This window comes from Psychrobacter sp. UBA5136 (assembly GCF_002414005.1).
Taxonomy (GTDB): Bacteria; Pseudomonadota; Gammaproteobacteria; order Pseudomonadales; family Moraxellaceae; genus Psychrobacter.
This window is the reverse complement of sequence record NZ_DHYG01000037.1, coordinates 1-24,907: the sequence shown is the minus strand read 5'-3', so window position 1 is coordinate 24,907 and position 24,907 is coordinate 1. Positions and strand designations below refer to the sequence as shown.

Sequence of the window (24,907 nt, the reverse complement as noted above, 5' to 3'; positions counted from 1 at the left end):
TTGATTTTAGAGAAATAATAAACTACAAAAAAATTACTAGGCAAAATCTTAAAATTGCTTATAATGGGTCAAGACATCGCTTATGTCGATCAAAACTTTTATGGAAAGCTACTCATTAATTGAGTATTAATGTCGGTGACTAACTTGAAATTAGAATAGAACCGCAGTGCTTGCATTAAAAGATTGTTGATAAAAGGATAAGCGTGGGACATCAGAAACACACCGTTTCTAGTAATCATTGAATGAAGGGAGTCAATTTATGAAATCATTTGCAAAAACCACTTTAGCAGTTGCGGGTATCAGCATGGCAAGTATGGCATTCGCTGCTGACCCATTACACAATACCACTTGGCAGACTTATGATGAAGGTCAACCAAAAGGTTTGGTTAAAATCACTGAATCAAATGGTGTATTGACGGGTAAGCTTATCGATACCAACTCAGCCAAAGGTAAAAAGCATATTGGTACGACTATCATTAAAGGTTTAAAAGCTGACGGCGGTGGCAAATATAGTGGTGGTACAATTACTGACCCTGAAAAAGGTAAAGATTATCGTATGACGGCTAACCTAAGTGGCAACAGCTTAAAACTAAAAGGTTATATCGGCCCATTCTCACGTAGCCAAACGTGGAAAAAGAAATAAGCCAATATAATCTTACTCTATAAAGTTCAGCTATTAGACTGGGCATTATAAAAAGACAAACTGTTAAAGACTATAGTGTTAAAGAATAAACAATCCCGCAAGACCGAAAGGTTTTGCGGGATTTTTAATGGGATAGATTTCTAATAAAAGGATTTTATCGATGATTAGCAAATCAACAATAAAACCCTCTTAAATACTTTTTACCTTATAAACTCTGGATAGGCTTCCATACCACATTCTGCAATATCTGCGCCTTGATATTCCTCTTCTTCAGAGATTCGCAGACCCATCACGACTTTAATAATGCTCCAAACAAGCAAGCTACTGATAAACACCCAAGTAAAGATGGTTGCTGCGCCAGCAATTTGACCGAGCAAAGTAGCATTTGGGTTAGTCAGTGGCACTAGCATCAGACCGAACAAGCCACACACCCCATGTACAGAGATAGCACCGACTGGGTCATCGATTTTTATTTTATCTAATGCAAGGATTGATATGACCACAATAACGCCTGCTGTCATGCCAAATAACGTTGCTTGCAGCGCCGACGGGGTGGACGGTTCGGCAGTGATGGCGACCAGACCCGCTAATGCACCATTTAATAGCATGGTCAAATCTGCTTTACCAAAAATGATGCGTGCAATAATAAGCGCGCCAATCGCCCCGCCCGCAGCGGCAGCGTTGGTATTTAAAAACACCATGGCAACGGCATTGGCACTGGTGATATCGCCAAGTTTGAGCACGGAGCCGCCGTTAAAACCAAGCCAGCCCATCCATAAGATAAGCGTACCAAGCGCCGCTAAAGGTAAGTTGGCGCCGGGAATCGCCCGTATCTCACCATTAGGTCCATATTTACCTTGACGCGCCCCTAAAAGCAGAACGCCAGATAGCGCCGCTGCTGCTCCTGCCATATGCACGATACCTGAACCGGCAAAATCAGAAAATCCCAAATCGCCAAGGCTAAATAAGCCAAATACGGCTTTACCGCCCCACGTCCAGCTGCCTTCTAATGGATAAATAAACCCGGTCATAACGACAGCAAATAGCAAAAAAGACCATAACTTCATACGCTCAGCCACTGTGCCTGAAACGATTGACATGCAAGTAGCGACGAACACAACTTGAAAGAAGAAATCGGAAGCCGCCGAGTATACCGCATCGCCATTAAAGCCATTTTTAGCTGAAGTCGCTAAGGCTTCGGCTACCAGGGTTTCAGTGCCAGCAATACCGCTTAAAAACAGATTACCATCGTACATAATGGCATAACCGCAGATCATATACAGGGTACAGGCGGTGGCAAAGAGGGCGATATTTTTGGTGAGGATTTCGACGGTGTTTTTTGAGCGTACCAGTCCAGCTTCTAACATGGTGAAGCCGGCGGCCATCCACATGACTAGCGCACCACAGATTAAAAAATAAAATGTATCTAGCGCGTACTGGAGCTCAAAGATTTGGTTTTGCATATTAATTCCCCCTTGAATAGATGCAATACAGTGATCGAGATGACCTATAAATCTGTTTTTATAAGTGGTCTAGCGCTTAATTATTCTTAACTATTAAATGGCGTCAGGACCTGTCTCACCCGTACGAATACGAATGACTTGTTCAAGATTGGTCACAAATATCTTGCCGTCACCGATTTTTCCGGTACTGGCAATGCGCGTAATGGCTTCGATAGCAGGCTCGACCATCTCATCCATCACTGCTACCTCAACTTTCACTTTAGGTAAAAAGTCCACCACGTATTCAGCGCCGCGATAGAGCTCGGTATGACCTTTTTGACGACCAAAACCCTTGACCTCGGTGACGGTGACACCCTTTACACCGATGTCAGAAAGCGCTTCGCGCACATCATCGAGCTTAAATGGTTTTAAGATCGCAGTGATTAGCTTCATAAAAAAATCCTTATATAGATGATGTCGCAGGTTAATAGAGACCGTTTGCTGGCTCGTATTATTGTCAGGCTCATGGTAAATAGTTCAAGAATTGTGCCAAACCTACTCAAGGGGGTTGGTAGGGTTGGGCGCATTTTCTTAAAAATAACCATGATAATGACAAAAACCCTTGCCTATATCGCAACGATAACTACGCTTTTATGGATATAAGTTAGAGCTATTAACCTTTAACGTTGGGAGAATAAACACTTTATTATAACCAACTTTTTAAGCGCTTGGGGAGGCTATCACTTTATTTCATGTGATGATTTGATAAGAGGTTTGATAAGAAAAATGGAAGGAGATAGGAGAAAAGTAAGCGCATAAGCATTGTAAAAACGTCGATTATTAAAAACGCCATTATGAATAATAGCGTTTAAAATCAAAAGATTAAACCTAAAAAGAAGGTTTTAAGCTTTGGGGAAGAGTAAATACGGGGTTTTGGTGCTACCAAGTAGTTTTTTAGTTTCACTACCTTTTAGCAGCTCAAGCAAACGCGGTTGCCCAAAGGCGCCGGTCATCAGCAGTCCAATATCATTTTGGCTTTGATAGTAGTTTAAAGCGGCAGTGACATCGCGGCAGTCGAGTAAGGCTTTTTTACATTTGATGCCCGCTTGCTTAAGGCGGGCATAGGCTTCTCGCAGCGCATCGCAGTTTTCTGAATTTTCTTTGCCAACCATGACGATATGGACGGTCAAAGCGCGAACAAGCGGTGTTTTGCACAGCCAATTGAGCAATTTATGCGAGGTGGGGCTGTTATCAAAAGCAAATAGCGCCGTCGTTGGGGGCAAAAATGGTGCATGCGTCACCAAAATGGGGCAATGGCTTAAACGTATCAGCTGGCTTAGGGTCGATTTGCAAGTGACATGATGACCGATGACGATTAATTGTGCTTTGTCATCGACGTAATCAATGCTGTCACTCAGGCTTTCATGCCGATGCAGGGTATAGGTTTTTAGCTTATGGCGTTGCTGCTCGCAATAAGTGCTGGCTTGATGCAGCAGCAGTTTACCTTGGGCTTTTAGCTCACTATTACCCGAATGCTCTTTTGTCGTGAATTGATCTAACAAGATATTTTCATCATCAACATTCAGACAGCCGGAATAATCAACGGCCGCTTTTTGTTGTAAGCTTGGCACGGAATGGAGCAGGCCAATGGGCGCTTGCAAGCGCGTAGAAGCCCACATACTGGCATCTAATACCGCTTGTACATAATTCGGACAGTCTAAGCAGGCAATCACACTATCTGATTTTAAATTACTCATAAGGGCACCACATATTTCAATGATTAAAATCAGGCCCGCTGGTCAAAGTGATGACTTTAACCAGCGAGCCTGATTTTATATACCAATATCATTGCTGATGAATAAAGACACTATTGCTATCAGCTTAATAACACTACTACCGTCTTGCTTAATCTAAGAGGCCAATGTCTCGGCGATCATGAATCGAGAAGCGATCGATAAGGGTGCGACTGGCGCTGTTGAGTCCGACTACTTTGACATCAATGCCTTCACGCTGCAAACGCATAACCAGCTTGTCCAAGGTATCGACGGCACTGACATCCCAAAAGTGAGCGTGGCTGACATCAATTTGGACGCTATCTAAAGCTTCTTTGGTATCAAAGCTCTGCAAAAACTGTGTTGTTGATGCAAAGAAAACCTGTCCTTGCACGTAGTAATAACGGGTATTGCTACTGTCGTCATACTCACTAAAGACCGTTAGAAATTGCCCGATTTTATTGGCAAATGCTAAGGCAGATAACAGCACGCCAACGCCGACGCCGTACGCGAGGTTATGGGTAAAGACAGTGGTGAGAACGGTCGCCAGCATAACGATATTAAAGGACAACGGGTGGGTTTTAAATTCACGAATAGATTGCCAGTTAAAGGTGCCGATAGACACCATAATCATCACCGCGACCAATGCTGCCATTGGAATTTGGCTGACCCATTCACTTAAAAACACCACCAAAATGAGCAGCACCACGCCAGCGATAAGCGTTGATAAACGGGTACGGCCGCCAGATTTGACGTTAATCATTGATTGCCCAATCATCGCGCAGCCTGCCATCCCGCCAAAAAAGCCTGAGACCACGTTAGCCATTCCTTGACCACGGCACTCGCGGTTTTTATCACTTGGCGTATCGGTCAATTCATCGACGATGGTTGCGGTCATCATAGATTCTAATAAACCTACGATGGCAAGCGCGATAGAATAAGGCGCAATAATGAGCAAGGTATCAAAGTTCAGCGGAATATCAGGCAATAAAAATACCGGTAATGAATCGGGCAAATCGCCCATACTACCGACGTTACGAATATCAAGATTCATATACATGGCGACCGCGGTCAAGCCAACGATACAAATCAGCGGTGATGGAATCACGCGGCCGATTTTAGGGAGTAGCGGAAACAAATAAATAATCGCAAGGCCAGCCGCGGTCATGATATAAACCGTCATACCGACACGCTCAGTCATCGGGTTTAGCTCAGGCAGCTGGGCGGCAAAGATTAAAATCGCCAGCGCATTAACAAAACCAATAACCACTGAGCGCGACACAAAGCGCATCAAGTTGCCAAGCTTTAAGATACCCATGATGATTTGAATGACGCCGCACAGTAAAGTGGCGGCAAGCAAATATTGCAACCCATGCTCGGCGACCAAATCAACCATCACCAGCGCCATTGCTCCGGTTGCAGCCGAAATCATACCCGGACGTCCACCGACAAAACTAATGACCACAGCGATGCAAAATGAAGCATATAAGCCGACTTTTGGGTCGACACCAGCGATAATAGAAAAGGCAATCGCTTCTGGAATCAAGGCCAGTGCGACCACCAAACCTGATAAGGTATCACCGCGAATATTAGAAAACCACTCTTCACGCAAACTGCCAAAAAAAGATGTCATAAGTAAACTGTATAGGGTTAGAGACAAAAAAAACAATCATTTATGACCTAGCAGTAAAGCGTAGCGCTAAAATGATTGCATCGAGACTAACTTTATCGACCTTTATAACGGTGTCGCAAACACCATCACCCACAATCAATAGGATGACGGTCGTTCAAATGATGAATAAGTGTCTGCCATGAAAGGCGGCAGTAAAAGAAGATAATTATCTTGTCGGACAAAAACGTTAAAATATAGCGTAGTGGTTGTCTGTCATACCCTCTTAGCATAAAAAACGTGGCGAAAGAAAGATGACAATAGCGCGATAAGTGTGACAACATGCTAAACTAAAATGCTAGATTGAAGATTTAGTTAAAATAGCGCTAACTATTGTAGCGGTTCCTATTAAGGCGGCTATTATAGCATTAGCGCCTCAAGATAAAAACAGGCGCATAATAACACAAAGTCTGCAAAAACCCGTACCGAAATCTGGGTGACGTCATTATGCTGCTGATCATTTAAAGTCAAAATGCTTGAGACAATTTTGTTCGTCCAATAAAGAGATAGAAGGAATAAATATGACCACCAGCACCGCAACAGAAGCCTTACTTCATAAAGGCAGTGGTTTACAAGTCGTGGTCGGTTTGGGGCAATCGGGACTGTCGGTGGCAAATTATTTGACCGCGCAAGGCTACCAAGTCGCTGTCACTGATAATCAGGCCAATCCGACTTTAGCAGAGCAGTTACCTGCTGCCGTTGAGATTCGTCAGTTCGGGGCGATAGACGCTGATTTATTGCAACAAGCTGCGCGGATTATTATTAGCCCAGGTATCTCCCTAAAAACCGCAGCGGTTGCCGCCGCACGGGACGCGGGTATTCCGGTTGTTAGCGATATTCAGCTGTTTTGTGAAGCGTGCCGCGTACCGATTGTGGCGATTACCGGCTCTAATGCTAAAAGTACCGTGACGACATTGGTTGGTCAAATGGCGGCAGATGCTGGGGTCAATGTTGGCGTTGGCGGCAATATTGGCGTGCCAGCGCTAAATTTGCTGTCAAATAGCGAGATGGAGTTAGCCGTTCTCGAGCTATCGAGCTTCCAATTAGAAACCGTGACCAATTTGGGCGCGCAAGTGGCAACGGTGCTAAATATGTCGCCTGATCATTTAGACCGTCATGGCGATATGCTTGGCTATCATCAAGCAAAGCATCGTGTTTTTCAGGGCGCAAAGTCCGTGGTGATCAATCGTGAAGATGCTTTGACGCGGCCATTGGTGGCGGATAATTTGCCACGCTTGAGTACGGGCATTCACGCTCCTGATAAAGGTCAATATGGTCTTATTACCGACTCAGAAGGGCAGACGTATCTAGCACGCGGCTCAGAGCGCTTGCTCTCGGCGGATAAACTGCGCATTAAAGGACGGCATAATTTGCTTAATGCGCAGGCAGCTTTGGCGCTTGGCGAGCTTGCGGGTTTGCCGCTTGATAGTATGCTGAACACTTTGCAGAACTTTACAGGACTTGAGCATCGCTGCGAATATGTTGCTATGGTCGATGGGATTGATTATTTTAATGATTCTAAAGGTACCAACATTGGCTCTACCATAGCCGCCGTCGAAGGCTTAGGGGCGGTATACGCGCCCAAAGACGGTAAGCTGTTATTAATTCTAGGTGGTCAAGGCAAAGGTCAGCAATTTGGTGAATTAACACCATTTATCAACCAATACGTCAGCCAAGTGCTGTTTATTGGCGAAGATAGCCAGCAGATTGAAGAGCATTTACGCACAGCTGGTATCAACGATGATGATGTCGCTATGCATCAAAGCCAGACGCTAGAGGGCGCTTTTGCAACGATTCAGCAAGTCACAAAAAGCAGCTTATCGCAAGTACAAGCGGTGCTCTTGTCACCCGCTTGTGCAAGCTTCGATCAGTTTAGTGGCTTTGCGGAACGCGGCAAGTACTTTAGTCAACTGGTTAAGCAATTAGACAAAGCTTCATAAAGCATTCGACGCTTTATAAGACGTTTTGACTTAAGATAGTATGCGTGTCAGGCCTTAAAGTGTTTTATTTAGCGTTATAAAGTAGCAGGCGTTTTATTGATAAATGATTGTTTTGCTTATAAATTGCTGCTACTGTCCATGTAACCAATAAAGCAGGCGGCAAACGATTTGCAAACCACTGTTGCTGTAACTGTTATTATAGATATTAACAAGCTAAACGATTAAAAATCGGGGTTTGTCGCCGCTTTGCCGTCTGTTATTATCTATTGAATAAAATTTCCTTTATTTTTTAAACGGTGGCGTTTTATAGACGCCGTGTTTTCTCGTTTGCTAGTGTATATAAAATTATGGCGCTCTCTTCTTTTTTTCGATCAAACTCTCAATCGCCGCGAGCCACTGGCTCAGATGGTGTCCTCTCCATGCCCTCAGCGCGCGCCATTTTATTATCGAGCGTCGGCTGTATGCTGGTGCTTAGCCTATTGATGGTAGCTTCTGCTTCGATTCCGTTTGCACTGAGTCGCGGTATGAGCGAGCTGCATTTTTTTTATAATCAGCTTTTATACATGGTAATTGGGCTGTTTATTGCTAGTATTTCTTATAAAGCGGTATCGCTAAAAAGGCTTTATAAAACTGAAACCCAATTTATGCTGTTGGCTATTACGGGGGTATTGTTGTTTGTTACCTTGTTTAGCACGCCCATCAACGGCTCAAAGCGTTGGCTGACGCTCGGCGGTTTTAACTTTCAGGTTGCAGAGCTTGCCAAATTGGTGATGATTGTATTTGTCTCAGATTTTGTGGTGCGGCGCTCGTTTGAGGTACGTAATGGCTGGGATGGCTTTTTACGCATTGCTTTAGTGGTTGGGTTAATCACCGTTCTCTTATTAGCACAGCCAGATTTTGGCTCATTTGTGGTGATCATCGGCACCGTTTTTGCGATATTTTATATTGCTGGCGCGCCCTATAAGCAATTTATCGCGCTCGGTGCTGTTGCCGTTGGCGGCGCTGTATTAATGGTAGCAACCGTTCAATATCGTCTCGTACGGGTGATGTCGTTTTTGGACCCTTTTGATGACGTGCAAGATACCGATTATCAGCTAGCGCGTAGCTTAATTGCCTTTGGTCGCGGCCAATTTACGGGCGTTGGCTACGGTGAAAGCGTACAAAAACTGTCGCATTTACCAGAGGCGCATACGGATTTCTTATTAGCCATTACTGGTGAGGAGTTGGGCTTCGTTGGGGTCACGATGATCTTAATCTTTGAAGCGCTAATCATCGGTAGTGCGATGCGCATCAGCTATAACGCCCTAAAACGGCGGCAAATGCGCATGAGCTATACCGCTTTTGGTATTGCGGTGGTGTTTATTGCTCAGACAATTATTAATGCGGCGATGAATATGGGCGCGATTCCGACCAAAGGCTTGACCATGCCGTTTTTTAGTTATGGCGGCTCATCGATGCTGATTAGCTTGGTCATGGTGGCGGTGCTACTCAAAATTCACAAAGAAAGCCCTGAGATTGAAAAAAGCCAATGCCGTTATTACTAAGTCATTTAATGATTAGATTGTTTACGGCACCCCAATGATCAATGATAAAAAAGCGTCGCTCATTGCGGCGTTTTTTGTTAAATGTCACTCGTATTTAAAGTCTGCATATTTTGTAATGGCAAGTTGTCCCATTGCGCAATCGCCTGTTTAAGCATATTTGTCGGCGTGTCTCTATCAACGGCAGGTTGCTGTAATAGCTGCAAAGCATGAGCAATTAGCTTACTTGGGTCACGCGTATCAATCGGCTGGGCAAGGTTTTGTTTGGAGAGCTTTTGACCATCAGAACTGCATATCAATGGCAGATGATACCAATGGTCGATAGCAGGTAAGCTTGCTGCATGCATGATGCTAATTTGCGCCGTCGTCATCGGCAAAATATCCAAGCCGCGCATAATATGGGTGACGCCTTGCAGGCCATCATCAAGACTGGCGGCTAAAATATAGTTAATCATGCCATCTTGGCGACGCACCACCATATCTCCCAAGGTTTGCTGCGGGTTGTCCCACTGCAATCCCTGAATGCCATCTTGAAAGCCCATGAGATAGTCTGGCAGCTGTATACGCAGCTTATTTTGTGCTTTATCAAGATTGGCAGTTAGGCAGCAGCGCGGGTAGCGTTGTCTATTAAGCAGTTTTTGGTTTGCTTGCTGTGTATCAGTACTTTCTCCCATCGCCTTTTGCTGCCAATAGCGCTCAAGACTTTTACGCGAGCACTGACAGCCATAAGTCAGCGGATACAGACTGGACGATAAATAATCATTATAAATATCAAGGCGCTCAGATTGATAAATGACATCGCCGTCCCAGTGTAGCCCAAGTGCTTCTAAATCAATTAAAATCTGCTCGGTAAATTGTCTATCACAGCGCTCGCTATCGGTGTCTTCGATACGCAGTAGCCACTTGCCCCCAAGAGATTTGATATGGCAAAAGCTGGCAAGTGCCGTTGTTAATGAGCCAAGATGTAGCTCTCCGGTTGGTGAGGGCGCAAAACGACCAATAGGGGGCGGAAGAGAGGGGTTAATAGGCGTATTTGCCATAGCGGTGGAAGGTGTTTTCAAAATGGACACTTATCGAAAATAGAAAGAGATAGCATAAGTAAATGGATGATAAAAAGATATTTATCAAATATGCGTATTTTGTTAGTGCCGTGTCAATAAGTAAAGGCTATTTAATGAAAAACAACGCTATAAAACGCAACGAGCGACCAATAAATGGCCGCTCGTATGCGTATTAACATGATTAATAACTTTTAAACTTGCTGGATTTAAGCGCCTTGGTTTTGACGCTCTTTAATCTCAGATAAAGTTTTACAGTCAATGCACTGCGTCGCGGTTGGACGGGCTTCGAGGCGACGTAGGCCAATTTCGACGCCGCAAGTCTCACAAAAGCCATAATCCTCGTTTTCGATTTCAGCGATAGATTTGTCAATTTTACGAATCAGCTTGCGCTCACGATCACGCGTCCGCAAGGTCAGAGCGAACTCTTCTTCTTGAGTAGCGCGGTCATTGATATCAGGCATGGCGCTGGACTCATCTTGGATATAAGTCTTGGTACGATCCGCTTCGCCGATCAGTTGGTGCTTCCAGTCTAATAAAATCGCCTTAAAATGCGCCAACTGCTCATCAGACATGTATTCTTCGTCTTCGGCAGGGGCATAAGGGGTGAACTTTACATCATTTGGATTCGGGTTTGGGGTCAGGGTGCTCATATGGGTATCCTACTTTTTCAAATTAATTCAATAAAACGACATATCAAAAGATAAGACGTTATAAATTTACCAAACGCTATAAACGGCTCCTTTATAAACGTTTTACCACTTAGTAACACAAGTAACACAGCTGATCTAAACATACGGTTATTTCGATATGCTGCTAGCGATCTATCGATTATCAATGGTCAGGTATATTGTCATCAATGTTTTTATTTAAATGCTAGCCGTTAAATAAATGGACAAATCGCTGACTGTGAAAACTTAGCTTGTGGTCAATTTAGCCATCCTAGCTATTATAATTTTGTCTAAATAAAATTAGACCGTTCTCATTTTTTTTACATTATCTATTATATAACTTGTTTAGCGTTTTTAGCTTTACGGTTAAGTTACGAAAATTGGCAACCCAAAGTGATGATTTATAAAACCCGCAATCTTAGCTAGCCCTATAACATACACACTCTGGCAGCATTATACTAGCTAAATACTGGCCAAATTTTTGCTCATAAAACTGGTCGTCAAGTATCTAGCCTTTCAACCCAGCTTGCAACCTCTCCATTGTTGGCTAATTGCAACCAGCGATAGCCGGGTAGGGCGCTTTTATCATAAGCGAAATCATCTTCAAAAGGCTTAAACTGGTAGCAGGTAGAAGGCGTACTATAAACCGTCACCCCTTGCCGATGACGAACTTGCTCTTGGTGGGTATGCCCGCTAATAATAACCTTTAGATGCTCAAATGCTGCCAGCCGCTGCCAAAAAATATCGGCATTTTCGACCATATGCTGATCAATCCAGTCAGAATCGACCGGTATCACGTGGTGGTGCAGCGCAATAAGTGCAGGCTTAGCGCATGCCTCTAGCTGCTCACAGAGCCAATCGATGTCGGCTGTCGTCACTTCACCTTCTACCTTACCTGTCATAGAAGAATCTAATAGCAGCAGCTGCCAATGATCCGTTTCGATCACATGACGGTTTAATAAGCGCGTGTCCGCAGGTCTGGCGACAAGTTCGCGCTGAAAAAATGGCAACTCACTGTTATTCTCATCGGTGACGTCGTGGTTGCCTGCGATACAAGCAAAAGGAATGCCCGTCGCTTGCAAAACCTCAAAAATATGGTCGTAAACTTCTACTTGAACCTGGTTGACTAAATCGCCTGTGACAAGAATTAAATCGCAGCGCCGCTCCTCGCTTAACGCTTGTTTGATAATCGCCTCAAAGCTACGTTGGCAAATCGCCACGGCGCTATCATTTTTTCCGCCAGTGTTTTTATCAGTGAACACAGGGGGAGATAAGTGCAAATCTGTAATTTGCAACACATTGACCTGTCCGTCTGGCGTGCTGACTGCGCTGGCAGGATAGCTAAGCATTGAATTTAGTCCCTTATCAATCAAAACGATATTAAATCAAAACATTGTCAAACTAAAATATGGCTAAATTGAAACATGGTTAAACTAAAACGTGGCTAGATAAAAACAGTTTCAAATTAAAGTATCAAGCCTTTATTTAGTGAAAAATTTGTTAACTATAGCATTGATAGTATTCAGGAAAGTTTATAACATAATGGCCATTAAAGCTCTAGCAATATTGATGAAATAAAGTTCGACAAAGACGAAGCAAATATCAAAATTGCGACCTAAATAATAATGGCCGAAGGCATGAGAAATCTTATGTTATATCCAAATACATTTAACGGCGAGCTGACCAAAATTTTGCCAAGATGGATTTTTTGCTTATTAGCTTTGAGATAGTGAGTGCAACAAAAAACAAAATGGCGAGTACCAAAACGATAGCAAGCCCCGTTTGAATATCAAACCAAATACTGCCCCAAACGCCAAGCGTGACGCCAAGTTGGGCGACAAGTAAGGCTATCATAACCATTCGTTTTGGCGATGCTGACCATAAGCGCGCTGTCAGTGCTGGTAACACCAGTAGACCACTGATTAATAAGCTACCAACCGCTTGCAAGGCGATGGCGCAAAACCCTGCTAACACGCCCATAAAAAATAGCCGCTGACGCGTCGGATTGATACCTTGAATCCGTGCTAGCGCTTCATGGGTCGCAAGCTTTATTTGTGCGGGCCATATATAAATCAGTAATCCTAAGCCCACCAAAACACTTACCGCAATCAACGGCAAATCTGCCCAATCAAGCTCAAGCAAATTGCCAAATAAAAAGCCTAAGACATTGGCTTGCTGATCGGTCAGCTGTGTCAAGGTTAATAAACCTAAACACAGCAGCGATACGGCAACCACAGCCAATACCGCATCGACGGGCAAGCGCTCATCATCGATGAATACCAAACCCAGTACCACCAAGACGCTGACGATGGCAATGCCAATACCCATGGGCAATTGCCACAGCACTGCTAACGCTACGCCTAGCAAAGTCCCATGCGCTAATGCATCGGCAAAAAATGCCATACGCCGCCATAATACTAGGCAACCTAAGGGCGCAGAGAGGAGCGCTAAAATACTACCCGCAATCCAAGCAGGGGCAATGATGGCTAACCAAGCAGTCATAATAGATATCCGTAACGTTTTTTAATAAGGGACAGGCGATTTTTGCCTTAACAGGCTTGGTTTTAAGTTATATCTCGCTTGGAGCATGATGCTCGCAAGCGTGCGGCTGATGCACGTACGGCTGCTCGTAATGATGGCCAAAGAGCTTTTGAAACTCTGAACTAATGGCAAGCTCGCTTGGTTGGCCCTCGCAGCAAATGTGTTTATTTAAACAAATCACGCGCCGACTGCCTTTCATTACCCAATGTAAATCATGCGAGACCACCAGCATGGCGCAGCGCAAAAACTCTGGCAGCTCATCGATAAATTGATACAGCCAAACCTCGGTATCAGGGTCGAGCCCTTGCATTGGCTCATCTAGAATTAATAAATTTGGCTTATCTAACAAAGCTCGTGCTAATAACACCCGCTGGGTTTCACCGCCTGACAGATGCAGCATCTGCCGCGACAATAAGTGCGTTAAAGATAAATTATCAAAGATAAACTGGCGCTGCTCAGCCGTTAAACGCTTTTTGTCCGCTTGCGCCAGTAAATCGCACACGCGCAACGGCAAAATGGGCGGCACAGTAAAACGCTGCGGCACATAACCAAGCTGCAACTTTTGCTGCGCTGTTATCTGCCCGCTTGTGGGTTCTATTAAACCCAAAATTAGCTTAACCAAGGTGGATTTGCCCGCGCCATTAGGCCCGATAAGGCTGACCGTTTCATTAACGGCAATATCAATATTGATGTGCGAGAGGATGCGCTGCTGCCCAACATGAAAGCCAATATCATTTAAACTCAGCAATTTGGTGGCATTGGGCATCGTCTTATTGCTTATATGAGTAGCAGCAGACGCTTGGGTTGGTGAAGTCGGTAGGCTCATAGGGCAGTACTGATGTATTAATGATAATTAAGAAAGGACAGAATAATGGTTAAGCATAAAAGCGTAAACATAAAACGTTGGCAGACAACGATTTTACTGACACGCTTGGCAACGACCGCTCAGCTCAATGACACTGCGCTCAACCATAAAACCAACGTCTTGTTCTGCAAAGCTCATCATCTCCTGCACCGGTAAACTGCTGCATTCTTGCACGCGCTGACACTGCGCACAGATTAAAAACGCCGCCGTGTGCTGGGCGCGCGGGTGACAGCAGGGCACATATGCATTAATAGAAGTGAGCTGATGAATCAAGCCCTCGCTCAGTAAAAACTCTAAACTGCGATAAACCGTCGGCGGTGCGACATTTTTGGGCGTTTGATTACTTGCTTGATTGCTCGAGGTTTTATTTTCTACTTCAGACTCAGCAAGGCGCATTTGCTGCAACTGCGTAATCAAATCATAAGCGCCAACGGGTTTATTGGCTTCTAGCACCAGCTGGTATATTTGTTGGCGCAGCGGCGTAAAGCGTGCACCGCTTGAGCGGCATTGCGCTTTTGCTGCAACCAAGCGCTCACTCACATCAGACGGCGTAAAATCTTGTACATCGTGTAAATGAGCACAAATGGATGAATGAGTAGACATGCAGCAATCTCCTAAAAATAATCTAGAATTTTATGCCAGACATTTTTTATGATGGTTTTTTATATTGTTATAGTATAACATACTAAATTGAAAAACAGATAAGTGCTTTTAACGTATTGTTAGATGTCTTTATCTTGTCATCAAAGTGATGCCTCAACCGTGCATTTATACTTCTGCCATTTATCCTTAAACCTTAAAAGCCGCCATTATGATTTCATTCTTTAAAAGTTTTCTACGCCTACCCATGAGTTTGCAGCGCCTATTGGGGCTTGGCGTTGTTGTATTTGGGTCGTTAATGATGAGCGCGCAAGCAGCAACGGTGAGCGTCAGTAACTATCCGCTGTTTTTGTTAAGCCAAGCGGTCACAGAAGGCACGCCGCCTGCCAAGCAATTATTGCACGCGGGGGAGGTCGGGCATCACGGTAGCATTAGCCCCGGCGATATCAAGGCGATTCAAAACAGCAAGTTTGTGGTTTGGTTTGGCGAGCCGTTAGAAAACAATCTAGCAACCACGCTCAATAGCGCGCCTAATGCGATTGCGTTATTCAAGTTTGATGCGTTTACGCGTCATCCGCTGCGTGATGTTAAAGGCAAAGCCATTACTGGCACGCTCGATCCGCATATTTGGCTCGATCCTGAAAACGCCAAAGCCATTACGCGCGCGCTTGCGGTCATTCACAGTCACGCCAATCCGCAATATAAAAAGCTGTATCACGCCAATGCGCAAAAATTTGCCCAGCGTATGGATAGGGCGGTGGCAGCAGCCAACAAAAACCGTCCGCAACAAGCGTTACCGTACTGGGCCTATCATGATGCGTATCAATATATGGAAGACAGCGCTAAGCTACGATTAATTGGCAGCTTAAGTACCGATCACCATTTAGCGCCAAAAGCCAGTCAATTACGCTGGTTAAATGAGCAGCGCCTAGCAAAACAAATGTGTTTGGTTAGCCCAAGCCGTCCTGCTAAAGGTTTGTTGGCAAAATTGCAGCCAGTGAAAAGCACCGTGCAAGCGGAAGATATGAGCAACAGTAAAGATTTTGTTAATGGCTGGCAGGCAATGGCGCAGCAAATTCGTCAATGTATCGGGTAGATGTAGATACCGTTTAAATAATAGTTGGCAAGCTAAGCTTTAATACTATTTAAAGTGACGCGAGGCCAATTTGCTAAATAATAGTTACCAATTAACGGCAGAAAAGGCAGTTTTAGAGGTTATTAGTGCTGCTTTATTGACTCTGTAGAGAGATTTTTAGCCTTAAACAACTAAATGCTTGATAAAAGGCATATTTCACTTGCTTAAAATCCGCTTGCTCCCTATAATAAGTGGCGTTTTATTTTGGTTAAAAGATAACGTCTGTAGAGTGAGCCATTCACGGATAGTATTGTCGCAACGGTGCTACATTGTCCCCACGTTATAGAGCTATAGAAATATCGATGACCAAACCTGCCAAACGCACCCAAAAAGATAAAATTGCTATTTATCTAAAACGCCAAGCATGGATTTTATTTATCCTGATTGTGCTGGGCTGGATAGTAGATGTTGCATGGCTAGGTAGTAAAGACAGTACACTTATCGTCGCAAAGAGTAACGCTATCGGTGCGCTGCTCAGTTTTGCCACTCAAGCGGTCTTTGCTGGATTTATCTTTTGGTATACCGGATATCGCGCGCGCAGACACATTGTCAGCCAGCTATATCGTGGTCAGATGGTCAAATGGCTCCTGACCGTATTTGGTTTTGCACTAATTTTTATTACCATACAACCTCTATCAGCGCCAGCGCTACTCATAGGTTTTATGGTAATGCAGATTAGTCACAGTTGGATGTTGTGGCATATACGCTAGATTTAAAATCTATTATTATTTTAATAGTCAGATAAAAAAGCACATACATTTGTCATCCTGCGGTCCAGCTTCTCTACGATTACTGTTATAAAGTCATCAAACAATGATTAAATGACTGCAAACCGTTTTTACAATATAAAGTATGAATATAAGCGCTCAAGCAGCAAGCAAGCGTAAATAATCGCCATTATTATTCCCTTATCGGATAAGGGTTATTAAGTATAACTCGATTATCAATTTGGCATAATAGACGTAAAGCTATGTAAGCTCACGTTAATAGGGTTTAACATATTCACACAGTGATAAAAAAGTCATAATTGACTTTACACGAATACCACGCTGCATTAATATAGGCAGCTAAATGTCTTGCTTATGCGCACCGTATTGGGTGGTTATTGCAGCTGGGCGAGACAAATAAGCACATACATAAAAATTTTGCGTAGACATGCAAGGGCCATTAGTGAATAATCGTGTGCCCTTTTTTGATAGCTAAAATTTATCTATCGCTATTAAATTGAGTAGCAAGAGCAGTTTACTTATTTAAGAATAACAGATCAGTTATTTGACAATAACAGAGTAATTATAGTGCTATGGGTTGGATGTTATTGGTTACATGAGGGCTTTAGCAGAATTTCTTAATCTGCAATGGCAGATTAGTGAGAAACGCCAATTCCTCATCAGATGACAACCATATTTTTTGGTAGTTGATTAAATCGTTGATTAATAAGAAGCTTACATTATGGCATCCGAGCAAACATCATCAGAATATATCTCTCACCACTTAACGAATTGGACGTACGGCTATCTGCCGGGCGAAGGTTGGAAAGTTGCCCACACTGCTGAGGAAGCAGGATTAATGGGTTTTAAAGCTATCCACCTTGACTCCATGTTATGGTCAATTGGTCTTGGTATTGTATTTTGTGCCATCTTTTGGATGGTTGCCAAAAAAGTTACTTCAGGCGTACCAGGCAAAACTCAAGCAGCGGTTGAGATGATCGTTGAGTTTGTTGATAACAACGTTCGTGATTCTTATAGTGGTACGTCAAAATTGATTGCGCCGCTAGCGTTGACCATTTTTGTGTGGATTTTCTTGATGAACTTGATGGATTTATTACCTATCGACTTCATTCCAAGTCTAGCAGGGCAAATTGGCGCTGCGATGGGTCATGATCCACATCACGTGTTCTTCAAGATTGTGCCAACGACTGACCCTAATATCACGCTTGGCATGTCATTTTCTGTCTTTGCGCTGATTATTTACTACAGTATTAAAGAAAAAGGGTTGGGTGGTTTTATCGGTGAGTTAACACTGCATCCGTTTAGCGCCAAAAACCCAATCATGCAAATTGTTTTAATCCCCGTCAACTTTATTTTAGAGTTTGTTACCTTGATTGCTAAGCCAATTTCATTGGGTTTGCGTCTATTCGGTAACATGTATGCTGGGGAGCTAATCTTCGTATTGATTGCCCTGATGCCGTTTTGGATTCAATGGGCGTTATCGGTGCCGTGGGCGATTTTCCACATCTTAATTATTACCCTTCAAGCGTTCGTATTTATGATGTTGACGATAGTTTATATGTCACTTGCATCATCAACTGAACATTAATTATACATTCAATAGGTAAATGAGGATACATCAATGGATCCAGTATTAGGTGGTTACACAGTTATCGCAGTAGCACTGCTTATCGGTCTTGGCGCACTTGGCACAGGCATTGGTTTTGCTATTCTAGGCGGCAAGTTCTTAGAAGGTGTTGCACGTCAACCAGAACTTGGTTCACAACTGCAAACTCGTATGTTCATCGTGGCAGGTCTACTTGATGCCGTACCGATGATTGGTGTTGGTATTGCTATGCTATTGTTGTTCGCTAACCCTCTAGCAGGTTAATCAGAAAGCTCAGTTGTAAATGTTTGGTGGTCAAAGTTTGTATATTAAACATAGTCAAAGTTTGGCTATCAAATATGATCAATGAAACTGATTTTTCATTAACAAAGAGGTGATCACGTGAATATCAATTCTACCCTCATCGGTCAAGCCATTGCTTTTGCAATATTTGTGATTTTTTGCATGAAATTCGTGTGGCCACCACTTATCGGTGCCATTAATGAGCGTCAGCGTAAAATCGCTGAAGGCTTGAATGCTGCAGAAAAAGCAAAAGCAGATTTAGCGACCGCGGAGCAAAATGTACAGCAGGAGCTTGAGGTTGCAAAAACAAAAGCTGCTGCGCTAATTGAGCAAGCGAACAAGAGCGCCAATCAGCTTGTTGAAGATGCAAAATCGCAAGCCCAAGCGGAAGGCGAGCGCATTCGTCAACAAGCGCAAGCCTCTATCGACCAAGAAATCAATCAAGCGCGCGAAACCTTGCGTGCCCAAGTTGCTGAACTGGCTGTCCTTGGCGCCGAAAAGATTTTGCAAGACAAAGTCGATGTGCAAAAACATGCCAGTATGTTAGACCAACTGGCGGCGAAGCTGTAATTGTGAGGATATCATGGCTGACTTATCAACCTTAGCACGACCGTACGCTAAAGCCGCGTTTGACTATGCCAATGAAAACGGGGTAGTAAATGAGTGGGAAAACTTCCTATTTATTGCCGCTACCGTTGTCAATGACAAGTCGTTCAGTACTTGGCTAGACAATCCAGCTGTTTCTGCTGAGCATAAGTCAGCTGCGCTGATTGATCTTTATGATACGCAAGTAGCTAGTGCGAATGATTCTGCTTTTAAGCAGTTATTAGGTGAGACCCAAGGGGCTCGTCATGACGAAAACGCCAGCTATCCTAAAGTATCAGTAGCACTTAGTAACTTCGTTAAACAGTTATCAGAACAAGAGCGTCTGGCGCTGCTTCCTGAAGTTTATGAGCATTATCGCCGTCACAAGGCAATAAGCTTAAAGCAGCTTGACGCTTATGTGACCTCTGCTTATCCATTAACCGACGCCCAGCGTGAAACGATTCAAACGCGTCTTGCTGCCTCGCTAAATGCGAGTGTGGTGATTCACGAGTCGGTTGATCCAAGTCTATTGGCGGGCGCTACGATTAAAGTCGGTGACAAAATCATTGATGATTCGATGCGCGGCAAGTTACAACAGTTAAAAACACAGCTAACGGCCTAATGCCAATCATCCGTGCAGCTTTATAAAGCTTGCGTGATATAAGAGCATTTAAGTCAGTGGCGGGTTATCATAAATTAAAGGAAACAAGGCAATGCAACAATTGAATCCAGCGGAAATCAGTAACCTGATTAAGCAGCGTATTCAAGACCTTGATGCGGGTGCAACTGCAAAGAATGAAGGCACGATTGTCAAAGTATCTGACGGTATCGTGCAGATTCATGGTCTTGAAGATGCCATGTACGGCGAAATGATTGAGTTTGAAGGCGAAATCTATGGAATGGCGCTTAACCTAGAGCGTGATTCTGTCGGCGCGGTAGTACTTGGTGATTACCTACAGCTGCAAGAAGGTCAAAAAGCTTATTGTACTGGGCGTATCCTTGAAGTACCAGTAGGTCCTGAACTGCTAGGCCGTGTTGTAGACGCCTTGGGTAATCCTATTGATGGTAAAGGCCCTATCGATGCCAAGATGACCGATAAAGTCGAAAAAATCGCTCCAGGCGTTATCGACCGTCAGTCAGTCGATCAGCCAGTTATGACGGGTTATAAAGCCGTTGATACCATGATTCCAATCGGTCGCGGTCAGCGTGAGCTTATCATTGGTGACCGTCAGACGGGTAAAACCGCGATGGCTATCGATGCGATCATTGCCCAAAAAGCATCTGGTATTAAGTGTGTCTACGTCGCAATCGGTCAGAAACGTTCTACCATTGCTAACGTGGTACGTAAGCTTGAGCAAACTGGTGCGCTTGAATATACCACTGTTGTCGTTGCTTCAGCATCAGAGCCAGCAGCACTTCAATATATCGCACCGTACTCAGGTTGTACGATGGGTGAATACTTCCGTGACCGCGGTGAAGATGCGCTGATTGTATTTGATGACTTATCAAAACAAGCCGTTGCTTATCGTCAGATTTCACTATTGCTACGTCGTCCGCCAGGTCGTGAAGCATATCCCGGGGATGTATTCTACTTACACTCACGTTTACTTGAGCGTGCATCACGCGTAAATGCGGATTATGTAGAAAAATTCACCAATGGTGAAGTGAAGGGTAAAACAGGTTCTTTAACGGCATTGCCTATCATTGAAACCCAAGCCGGTGACGTCTCTGCATTCGTACCAACCAACGTGATTTCAATCACTGATGGTCAGATTTTCTTAGAATCTAGCCTATTTAACTCAGGTATCCGTCCTGCGGTGAACGCTGGTATTTCGGTATCGCGTGTGGGCGGGGCTGCTCAGACGAAAATTATTAAGAAACTGTCTGGTGGTATTCGTACCGCGCTAGCTCAGTACCGTGAACTTGCAGCATTTGCTCAGTTTGCCTCAGATCTTGATGACGCAACGCGTGAACAGCTTGATCATGGTGAGCGCGTAACTGAACTGATGAAGCAAAAACAATATCAGCCAATGTCTATCGCAGAGCAAGCGGCAGTTATTTATGCGTCGAACGAAGGCTTCTTAGCGGACGTTCCTGTTGAAAAAATTGGTGCTTTTGAAGACGCTTACTTACGCTATATGCATGATGAGCAGAGTGAATTGATGCGTGAGATTAATGATACTGCGAATTATAATGATGATATCGCAGGTCGTTTAAAGTCATCTTTAGAGACCTTTAAACAAAATCACAGTTATTAATTTAACGGGTTAAGCCTAAATTGGTTAGCGCTTTAATCTAGAGCGTAAAAGTGGCGCATTATCTAAGAAGTATTTAAGCGTAAAAGGCTTTTGTTTAAGATAATCGCGCCACTGTTTTAGCCAGCAAAGGTCTAAGATTGCGTCATGCCACAAGATGTAAAAACATTACTGAATAAGTTCAGTGTTTTATATGAAATGATTGTTGCATACGCCCATGCTTTTTAACCCTCTTATATTGGAATCATTATGGCAAGCTTAAAAGAGATACGTGCCAAAGTCACCAGTATTAAAAGTACCCAAAAAATTACTCGCGCTATGCAAATGGTAGCCGCTAGTAAAATGCGCCGTGCCCAAGAGCGCATGGAAGTGGGTCGCCCGTATGCTGATAGTATGCGCCGGGTTATTTCGCATTTGGTGCATGCCTCATCAGATTACAAACATCCCTACATGGTTACGCGTCCTGTTGACAAGGTTGGCTATATTGTCATCACATCAGATCGCGGCCTAGCGGGTGGTTTGAATATTAACCTATTCAAAGCTTTAACTAAAAGTATTCAGCAATATCAAGATCAGTCTGTACAAGCCGAATTTGCCGTTATTGGTGCTAAAGGTGTCAGCTTCTTCAAAAACTTTGGTGGTAACGTCACCTCAGCGGTGACCGATTATGGCGATAAGCCAACGTTTGAGCAATTAAACGCGCCGGTACAAGCGATGTTAGAAGACTATAGCAACGGTAAATTGGACCGTATCTATGTGGTCTATAACCAGTTTGTCAACGCCATGACCCAAAAGCCGATTGTCAGTCAATTGGTGCCTCTACCAGAAGGCGCTTTTGGTGATGAAGACAGCGGTATTCAGACAGAACTGAGCTGGGATTATATCTACGAGCCTGACATCAAAACCTTGATTGATGAATTACTTGGTCGCTATATCGAGTCGATTGTCTATCAAGCGGTGATGGAAAACATCGCCTCTGAGCAGTCGTCGCGTATGGTTGCGATGAAAGCGGCAACAGATAATGCTGGTGACCTAATTAACGATTTACAGTTGGTTTATAATAAGCTGCGTCAAGCGGCGATTACCCGAGAAATCTCGGAAATCGTTGGCGGTGCTGCTGCTGTTTCATAAGTGAAACCCTTTATAAAACCCACTATATACAGAAGTTCAAGGAGAACGCAATGAGTAGCGGTCGTATTGTACAGATTATTGGCGCGGTTCTTGACGTTGAGTTTGACCGTAACGAAGTTCCTCAAATTTATGATGCCTTACAAGTAGATGGCACTGAAACCACCCTAGAAGTTCAGCAACAACTAGGTGATGGTATCGTACGTACTATTGCCATGGGTTCAACTGAAGGTTTAAAGCGTAACCTACCAGTCACCAACACAGGTGCTCCTATTTCTGTGCCAGTAGGCATGGGAACGCTAGGTCGCATCATGGACGTGCTTGGTCGTCCTATCGATGAAGAAGGCCCAGTCGCTGCAGATGAGCGCTGGTCTATTCACCGTGACGCCCCAAACTACGCAGAACAGTCAAACAGTACTGAACTACTAGAAACTGGTATTAAAGTTATCGATCTGCTTTGCCCGTTTGCTAAAGGCGGTAAAGTTGGTCTGTTTGGTGGTGCGGGTGTTGGTAAAACCGTCAACATGATGGAATTGATCAACAACATCGCCCTTAAACACGAAGGTTTATCAGTGTTTGCAGGTGTTGGTGAGCGTACGCGTGAAGGGAACGACTTCTATCACGAAATGCAAGAAGCTGGCGTTGTCAATGTTGAAGACTTTAGCAAATCTAAAGTTGCGATGGTTTACGGTCAGATGAATGAGCCACCGGGTAACCGTCTACGTGTTGCACTGTCTGGTCTGACCATGGCTGAGTACTTCCGTGATACCAAAGATCCTGCCACTGGTAAAGGTCGTGACGTACTCTTATTCGTTGATAACATCTATCGTTATACGCTAGCCGGTACTGAAGTATCAGCATTGCTAGGCCGTATGCCATCAGCGGTTGGTTATCAGCCAACACTGGCAGAAGAGATGGGTATGCTGCAAGAGCGTATTACCTCAACGCAATCAGGTTCAATTACCTCTGTACAAGCGGTATATGTACCTGCCGATGACTTGACGGATCCATCACCAGCAACGACGTTTGCTCACTTGGATGCGACAGTCGTACTAAGCCGTGATATCGCCTCACAAGGTATCTATCCTGCGGTTGATCCACTAGATTCAACCTCACGTCAGCTTGACCCATTGGTTATTGGTGAAGAGCATTACAACGTTGCGCGCGGCGTGCAGGAAGTTCTACAGCGTTATAAAGAGCTAAAAGACATCATCGCTATCTTGGGTATGGATGAGCTATCAGAAGAAGATAAACTGGTTGTTTATCGTGCGCGTAAGATTCAGCGCTTCTTATCACAGCCATTCCACGTAGCAGAAGTCTTTACCGGCGCTCCTGGTAAATATGTTGCACTGCGCGATACCATTGCAAGCTTTAAAGCAATCATCGCTGGTGAATACGATGACCTACCAGAGCAAGCTTTCTATATGGCTGGCGGCATCGACGAAGTCGTCGCTAAAGCAGAAAAAATGAAATCTTCTGCAGCGTAAGTTGTATAAGTATGGGCTAACGGGTAGGTATAATATAACTCTTATAACTACTCCTCAGTAACGCAGCGCAGTTTTTACTGTTTTTTGATCGCGCTTTGATGGTAAGGAATTAAGTATGGCAACGTTACAATGTCGCGTCGTAAGTGCTCGTGAAGAGTTGTATTCAGGCGAAATTAGCATGTTAATAGCTAGTGGTACCGAAGGCGAGATTGGTGTATTGCCAGGTCACACCCCGCTTATTACTTTGCTAAAACCAGGTGCAATGCGTGTGCAAACGCCTAACGGTGAAGAAGAAGTCATTTATGTATCGGGCGGCGTGTTAGAAGTACAGCCAAAAATGGTTACCGTACTTGCTGATACTGCGGTGCGTGCGCATAACCTTGACGAAAGTAAAATCGTTGAAGCACGTAATAAAGCAGAGCAAATGCTGGTCAACCAATCTGATACGGTACAAACCAATGCAGCTTTGGCGTCATTGGCTGAATCAGTTGCCCAGCTACAGACTATCCGTAAGTACAAAAACCGCGCTTAGTCTTATTGTTGTAGCAAAAATTAGAGTTTTTCTTTAATTTTTCCACCATAAAAAAACAGTCCTGCATGGGCTGTTTTTTTTATGCCTATTTTTCCGCTCTCTGTTTTTTTAATCTCTATTTTTCCGCTCACTACTTTTCTTATAACTGTTTTTCTTATAACTACTTTTCACAGCGACTATTTTGCAGCTTAGTAGGTTATTTTTCTCACAAATCAACCATTTATTCTATGGAACGCCACCAAATTATACCAAACCCAAAATATATAGTATAATCCACTTATGACTATACCAATCCATAACCTAGAAGCGCATGACTTTGGCAAATACTCAAAGACTGAGAGTAACCCCAGAGCCCGACTACGCCTGCTTATCTTATACCAATATAGTATAGGCAAAGCCACCAACGATATTGCCAAAGATCTTTGTA

Annotated in this window: 23 protein-coding genes; 13 read left to right on the top strand and 10 right to left on the bottom strand. The window is 43.9% G+C overall.

Going from position 1 to position 24,907, the window contains the following annotated elements; all coding sequences use genetic code 11:
- Positions 1–259: 259 nt before the first annotated feature.
- Positions 260–643 carry a DUF2147 domain-containing protein gene (locus B4240_RS05400; protein ID WP_296237226.1) on the top strand — a complete coding sequence of 128 codons (384 nt, stop codon included), beginning with the start codon at positions 260–262 and terminating at the stop codon, positions 641–643.
- 200 nt (positions 644–843) lie between these two features.
- Here the strand turns inward: B4240_RS05400 and B4240_RS05395 are convergent, their stop codons facing one another.
- The 4 genes from B4240_RS05395 to B4240_RS05380 form a co-directional block, all read right to left on the bottom strand.
- Complete coding sequence (locus tag B4240_RS05395) at positions 844–2,106, bottom strand: ammonium transporter (RefSeq protein WP_296237224.1); 1,263 nt, start codon at positions 2,104–2,106, stop codon at positions 844–846.
- Positions 2,107–2,199: 93 nt separating this feature from the next.
- Positions 2,200–2,538, bottom strand: coding sequence for a P-II family nitrogen regulator (locus B4240_RS05390; protein WP_011514651.1), 339 nt, complete (start codon positions 2,536–2,538; stop codon positions 2,200–2,202).
- A 449-nt stretch (positions 2,539–2,987) separates the two neighbouring features.
- Positions 2,988–3,842: a universal stress protein gene (locus B4240_RS05385; protein ID WP_296237222.1), complete on the bottom strand. Its 855-nt coding sequence runs from the start codon at positions 3,840–3,842 to the stop codon at positions 2,988–2,990.
- A 148-nt stretch (positions 3,843–3,990) separates the two neighbouring features.
- Complete coding sequence (locus tag B4240_RS05380) at positions 3,991–5,490, bottom strand: SulP family inorganic anion transporter (RefSeq protein WP_296237220.1); 1,500 nt, start codon at positions 5,488–5,490, stop codon at positions 3,991–3,993.
- A 557-nt stretch (positions 5,491–6,047) separates the two neighbouring features.
- Here B4240_RS05380 and murD point away from each other — a divergent pair.
- Together murD and B4240_RS05370 are read left to right on the top strand one after the other, a co-directional pair.
- Complete coding sequence (murD, locus tag B4240_RS05375; RefSeq protein WP_296237219.1) at positions 6,048–7,466, top strand: UDP-N-acetylmuramoyl-L-alanine--D-glutamate ligase; 1,419 nt, start codon at positions 6,048–6,050, stop codon at positions 7,464–7,466.
- A gap of 347 nt (positions 7,467–7,813) precedes the next feature.
- Positions 7,814–9,010 (top strand): FtsW/RodA/SpoVE family cell cycle protein, encoded by a 1,197-nt coding sequence (locus B4240_RS05370; RefSeq protein WP_296237217.1) that lies wholly within the window; start codon positions 7,814–7,816, stop codon positions 9,008–9,010.
- A gap of 77 nt (positions 9,011–9,087) precedes the next feature.
- Here B4240_RS05370 and gluQRS read toward each other — a convergent pair whose 3' ends face one another.
- The 6 genes from gluQRS to B4240_RS05340 form a co-directional block, all read right to left on the bottom strand.
- Positions 9,088–10,047 (bottom strand): tRNA glutamyl-Q(34) synthetase GluQRS, encoded by a 960-nt coding sequence (gene gluQRS / locus B4240_RS05365; protein ID WP_296237246.1) that lies wholly within the window; start codon positions 10,045–10,047, stop codon positions 9,088–9,090.
- Between the two features lie 227 nt (positions 10,048–10,274).
- Positions 10,275–10,718: an RNA polymerase-binding protein DksA gene (gene dksA / locus B4240_RS05360; RefSeq protein ID WP_296237215.1), complete on the bottom strand. Its 444-nt coding sequence runs from the start codon at positions 10,716–10,718 to the stop codon at positions 10,275–10,277.
- Positions 10,719–11,236: 518 nt separating this feature from the next.
- Complete coding sequence (locus B4240_RS05355; protein ID WP_296237213.1) at positions 11,237–12,085, bottom strand: metallophosphoesterase; 849 nt, start codon at positions 12,083–12,085, stop codon at positions 11,237–11,239.
- A gap of 319 nt (positions 12,086–12,404) precedes the next feature.
- Positions 12,405–13,238 carry a metal ABC transporter permease gene (locus tag B4240_RS05350; protein WP_296237211.1) on the bottom strand — a complete coding sequence of 278 codons (834 nt, stop codon included), beginning with the start codon at positions 13,236–13,238 and terminating at the stop codon, positions 12,405–12,407.
- A gap of 67 nt (positions 13,239–13,305) precedes the next feature.
- Positions 13,306–14,043, bottom strand: coding sequence for a metal ABC transporter ATP-binding protein (locus B4240_RS05345; protein ID WP_296237244.1), 738 nt, complete (start codon positions 14,041–14,043; stop codon positions 13,306–13,308).
- 153 nt (positions 14,044–14,196) lie between these two features.
- A complete protein-coding gene (locus B4240_RS05340) occupies positions 14,197–14,745 on the bottom strand; it encodes a Fur family transcriptional regulator (RefSeq protein WP_296237209.1) in 549 nt (182 codons plus the stop codon).
- Positions 14,746–14,989: 244 nt separating this feature from the next.
- On the opposite strand from B4240_RS05340, the gene B4240_RS05335 reads away from it, so the two are divergent.
- From B4240_RS05335 to B4240_RS05290, 10 genes are all read left to right on the top strand, one after another.
- Positions 14,990–15,838, top strand: a complete 849-nt coding sequence (locus tag B4240_RS05335) for a metal ABC transporter substrate-binding protein (protein ID WP_296237242.1) — start codon at positions 14,990–14,992, stop codon at positions 15,836–15,838.
- A 341-nt stretch (positions 15,839–16,179) separates the two neighbouring features.
- A complete protein-coding gene (locus B4240_RS05330; RefSeq protein WP_296237207.1) occupies positions 16,180–16,587 on the top strand; it encodes an ATP synthase subunit I in 408 nt (135 codons plus the stop codon).
- Between the two features lie 739 nt (positions 16,588–17,326).
- Positions 17,327–18,193 carry a F0F1 ATP synthase subunit A gene (atpB, locus tag B4240_RS05325; RefSeq protein ID WP_296237205.1) on the top strand — a complete coding sequence of 289 codons (867 nt, stop codon included), beginning with the start codon at positions 17,327–17,329 and terminating at the stop codon, positions 18,191–18,193.
- A gap of 33 nt (positions 18,194–18,226) precedes the next feature.
- Positions 18,227–18,475 (top strand): F0F1 ATP synthase subunit C, encoded by a 249-nt coding sequence (gene atpE / locus B4240_RS05320; protein ID WP_025651437.1) that lies wholly within the window; start codon positions 18,227–18,229, stop codon positions 18,473–18,475.
- 117 nt (positions 18,476–18,592) lie between these two features.
- Positions 18,593–19,063 (top strand): F0F1 ATP synthase subunit B, encoded by a 471-nt coding sequence (locus B4240_RS05315; RefSeq protein ID WP_296237203.1) that lies wholly within the window; start codon positions 18,593–18,595, stop codon positions 19,061–19,063.
- Between the two features lie 13 nt (positions 19,064–19,076).
- Positions 19,077–19,700, top strand: coding sequence for a F0F1 ATP synthase subunit delta (locus tag B4240_RS05310; protein ID WP_296237201.1), 624 nt, complete (start codon positions 19,077–19,079; stop codon positions 19,698–19,700).
- A 91-nt stretch (positions 19,701–19,791) separates the two neighbouring features.
- Positions 19,792–21,336, top strand: coding sequence for a F0F1 ATP synthase subunit alpha (gene atpA / locus B4240_RS05305; protein ID WP_296237199.1), 1,545 nt, complete (start codon positions 19,792–19,794; stop codon positions 21,334–21,336).
- Positions 21,337–21,582: 246 nt separating this feature from the next.
- A complete protein-coding gene (gene atpG / locus B4240_RS05300; protein WP_296237197.1) occupies positions 21,583–22,464 on the top strand; it encodes a F0F1 ATP synthase subunit gamma in 882 nt (293 codons plus the stop codon).
- A gap of 50 nt (positions 22,465–22,514) precedes the next feature.
- Positions 22,515–23,948, top strand: a complete 1,434-nt coding sequence (gene atpD, locus B4240_RS05295) for a F0F1 ATP synthase subunit beta (protein WP_296237196.1) — start codon at positions 22,515–22,517, stop codon at positions 23,946–23,948.
- 115 nt (positions 23,949–24,063) lie between these two features.
- On the top strand, positions 24,064–24,480 hold the full coding sequence (locus tag B4240_RS05290; RefSeq protein ID WP_296237194.1) for a F0F1 ATP synthase subunit epsilon: 417 nt from the start codon (positions 24,064–24,066) through the stop codon (positions 24,478–24,480).
- Positions 24,481–24,907 lie beyond the last annotated feature (427 nt).

What these genes read in the sequence shown, in the direction of transcription:
- B4240_RS05395 (WP_296237224.1), bottom strand. Translation starts at nt 2,106, where the DNA reads ATGCAAAACCAAATCTTTGAGCTCCAGTACGCGCTAGATACATTTTAT.
- B4240_RS05385 (WP_296237222.1), bottom strand. Translation starts at nt 3,842, where the DNA reads ATGAGTAATTTAAAATCAGATAGTGTGATTGCCTGCTTAGACTGTCCG.
- B4240_RS05335 (WP_296237242.1), top strand. Translation starts at nt 14,990, where the DNA reads ATGAGTTTGCAGCGCCTATTGGGGCTTGGCGTTGTTGTATTTGGGTCG.
- atpA (WP_296237199.1), top strand. Translation starts at nt 19,792, where the DNA reads ATGCAACAATTGAATCCAGCGGAAATCAGTAACCTGATTAAGCAGCGT.
- atpB (WP_296237205.1), top strand. Translation starts at nt 17,327, where the DNA reads ATGGCATCCGAGCAAACATCATCAGAATATATCTCTCACCACTTAACG.
- B4240_RS05330 (WP_296237207.1), top strand. Translation starts at nt 16,180, where the DNA reads ATGACCAAACCTGCCAAACGCACCCAAAAAGATAAAATTGCTATTTAT.
- B4240_RS05370 (WP_296237217.1), top strand. Translation starts at nt 7,814, where the DNA reads ATGGCGCTCTCTTCTTTTTTTCGATCAAACTCTCAATCGCCGCGAGCC.
- B4240_RS05400 (WP_296237226.1), top strand. Translation starts at nt 260, where the DNA reads ATGAAATCATTTGCAAAAACCACTTTAGCAGTTGCGGGTATCAGCATG.
- B4240_RS05310 (WP_296237201.1), top strand. Translation starts at nt 19,077, where the DNA reads ATGGCTGACTTATCAACCTTAGCACGACCGTACGCTAAAGCCGCGTTT.
- dksA (WP_296237215.1), bottom strand. Translation starts at nt 10,718, where the DNA reads ATGAGCACCCTGACCCCAAACCCGAATCCAAATGATGTAAAGTTCACC.
- atpG (WP_296237197.1), top strand. Translation starts at nt 21,583, where the DNA reads ATGGCAAGCTTAAAAGAGATACGTGCCAAAGTCACCAGTATTAAAAGT.
- B4240_RS05340 (WP_296237209.1), bottom strand. Translation starts at nt 14,745, where the DNA reads ATGTCTACTCATTCATCCATTTGTGCTCATTTACACGATGTACAAGAT.
- B4240_RS05345 (WP_296237244.1), bottom strand. Translation starts at nt 14,043, where the DNA reads ATGCCCAATGCCACCAAATTGCTGAGTTTAAATGATATTGGCTTTCAT.
- B4240_RS05290 (WP_296237194.1), top strand. Translation starts at nt 24,064, where the DNA reads ATGGCAACGTTACAATGTCGCGTCGTAAGTGCTCGTGAAGAGTTGTAT.
- B4240_RS05355 (WP_296237213.1), bottom strand. Translation starts at nt 12,085, where the DNA reads ATGCTTAGCTATCCTGCCAGCGCAGTCAGCACGCCAGACGGACAGGTC.
- B4240_RS05380 (WP_296237220.1), bottom strand. Translation starts at nt 5,490, where the DNA reads ATGACATCTTTTTTTGGCAGTTTGCGTGAAGAGTGGTTTTCTAATATT.
- B4240_RS05350 (WP_296237211.1), bottom strand. Translation starts at nt 13,238, where the DNA reads ATGACTGCTTGGTTAGCCATCATTGCCCCTGCTTGGATTGCGGGTAGT.
- atpE (WP_025651437.1), top strand. Translation starts at nt 18,227, where the DNA reads ATGGATCCAGTATTAGGTGGTTACACAGTTATCGCAGTAGCACTGCTT.
- B4240_RS05390 (WP_011514651.1), bottom strand. Translation starts at nt 2,538, where the DNA reads ATGAAGCTAATCACTGCGATCTTAAAACCATTTAAGCTCGATGATGTG.
- atpD (WP_296237196.1), top strand. Translation starts at nt 22,515, where the DNA reads ATGAGTAGCGGTCGTATTGTACAGATTATTGGCGCGGTTCTTGACGTT.
- gluQRS (WP_296237246.1), bottom strand. Translation starts at nt 10,047, where the DNA reads ATGGCAAATACGCCTATTAACCCCTCTCTTCCGCCCCCTATTGGTCGT.
- murD (WP_296237219.1), top strand. Translation starts at nt 6,048, where the DNA reads ATGACCACCAGCACCGCAACAGAAGCCTTACTTCATAAAGGCAGTGGT.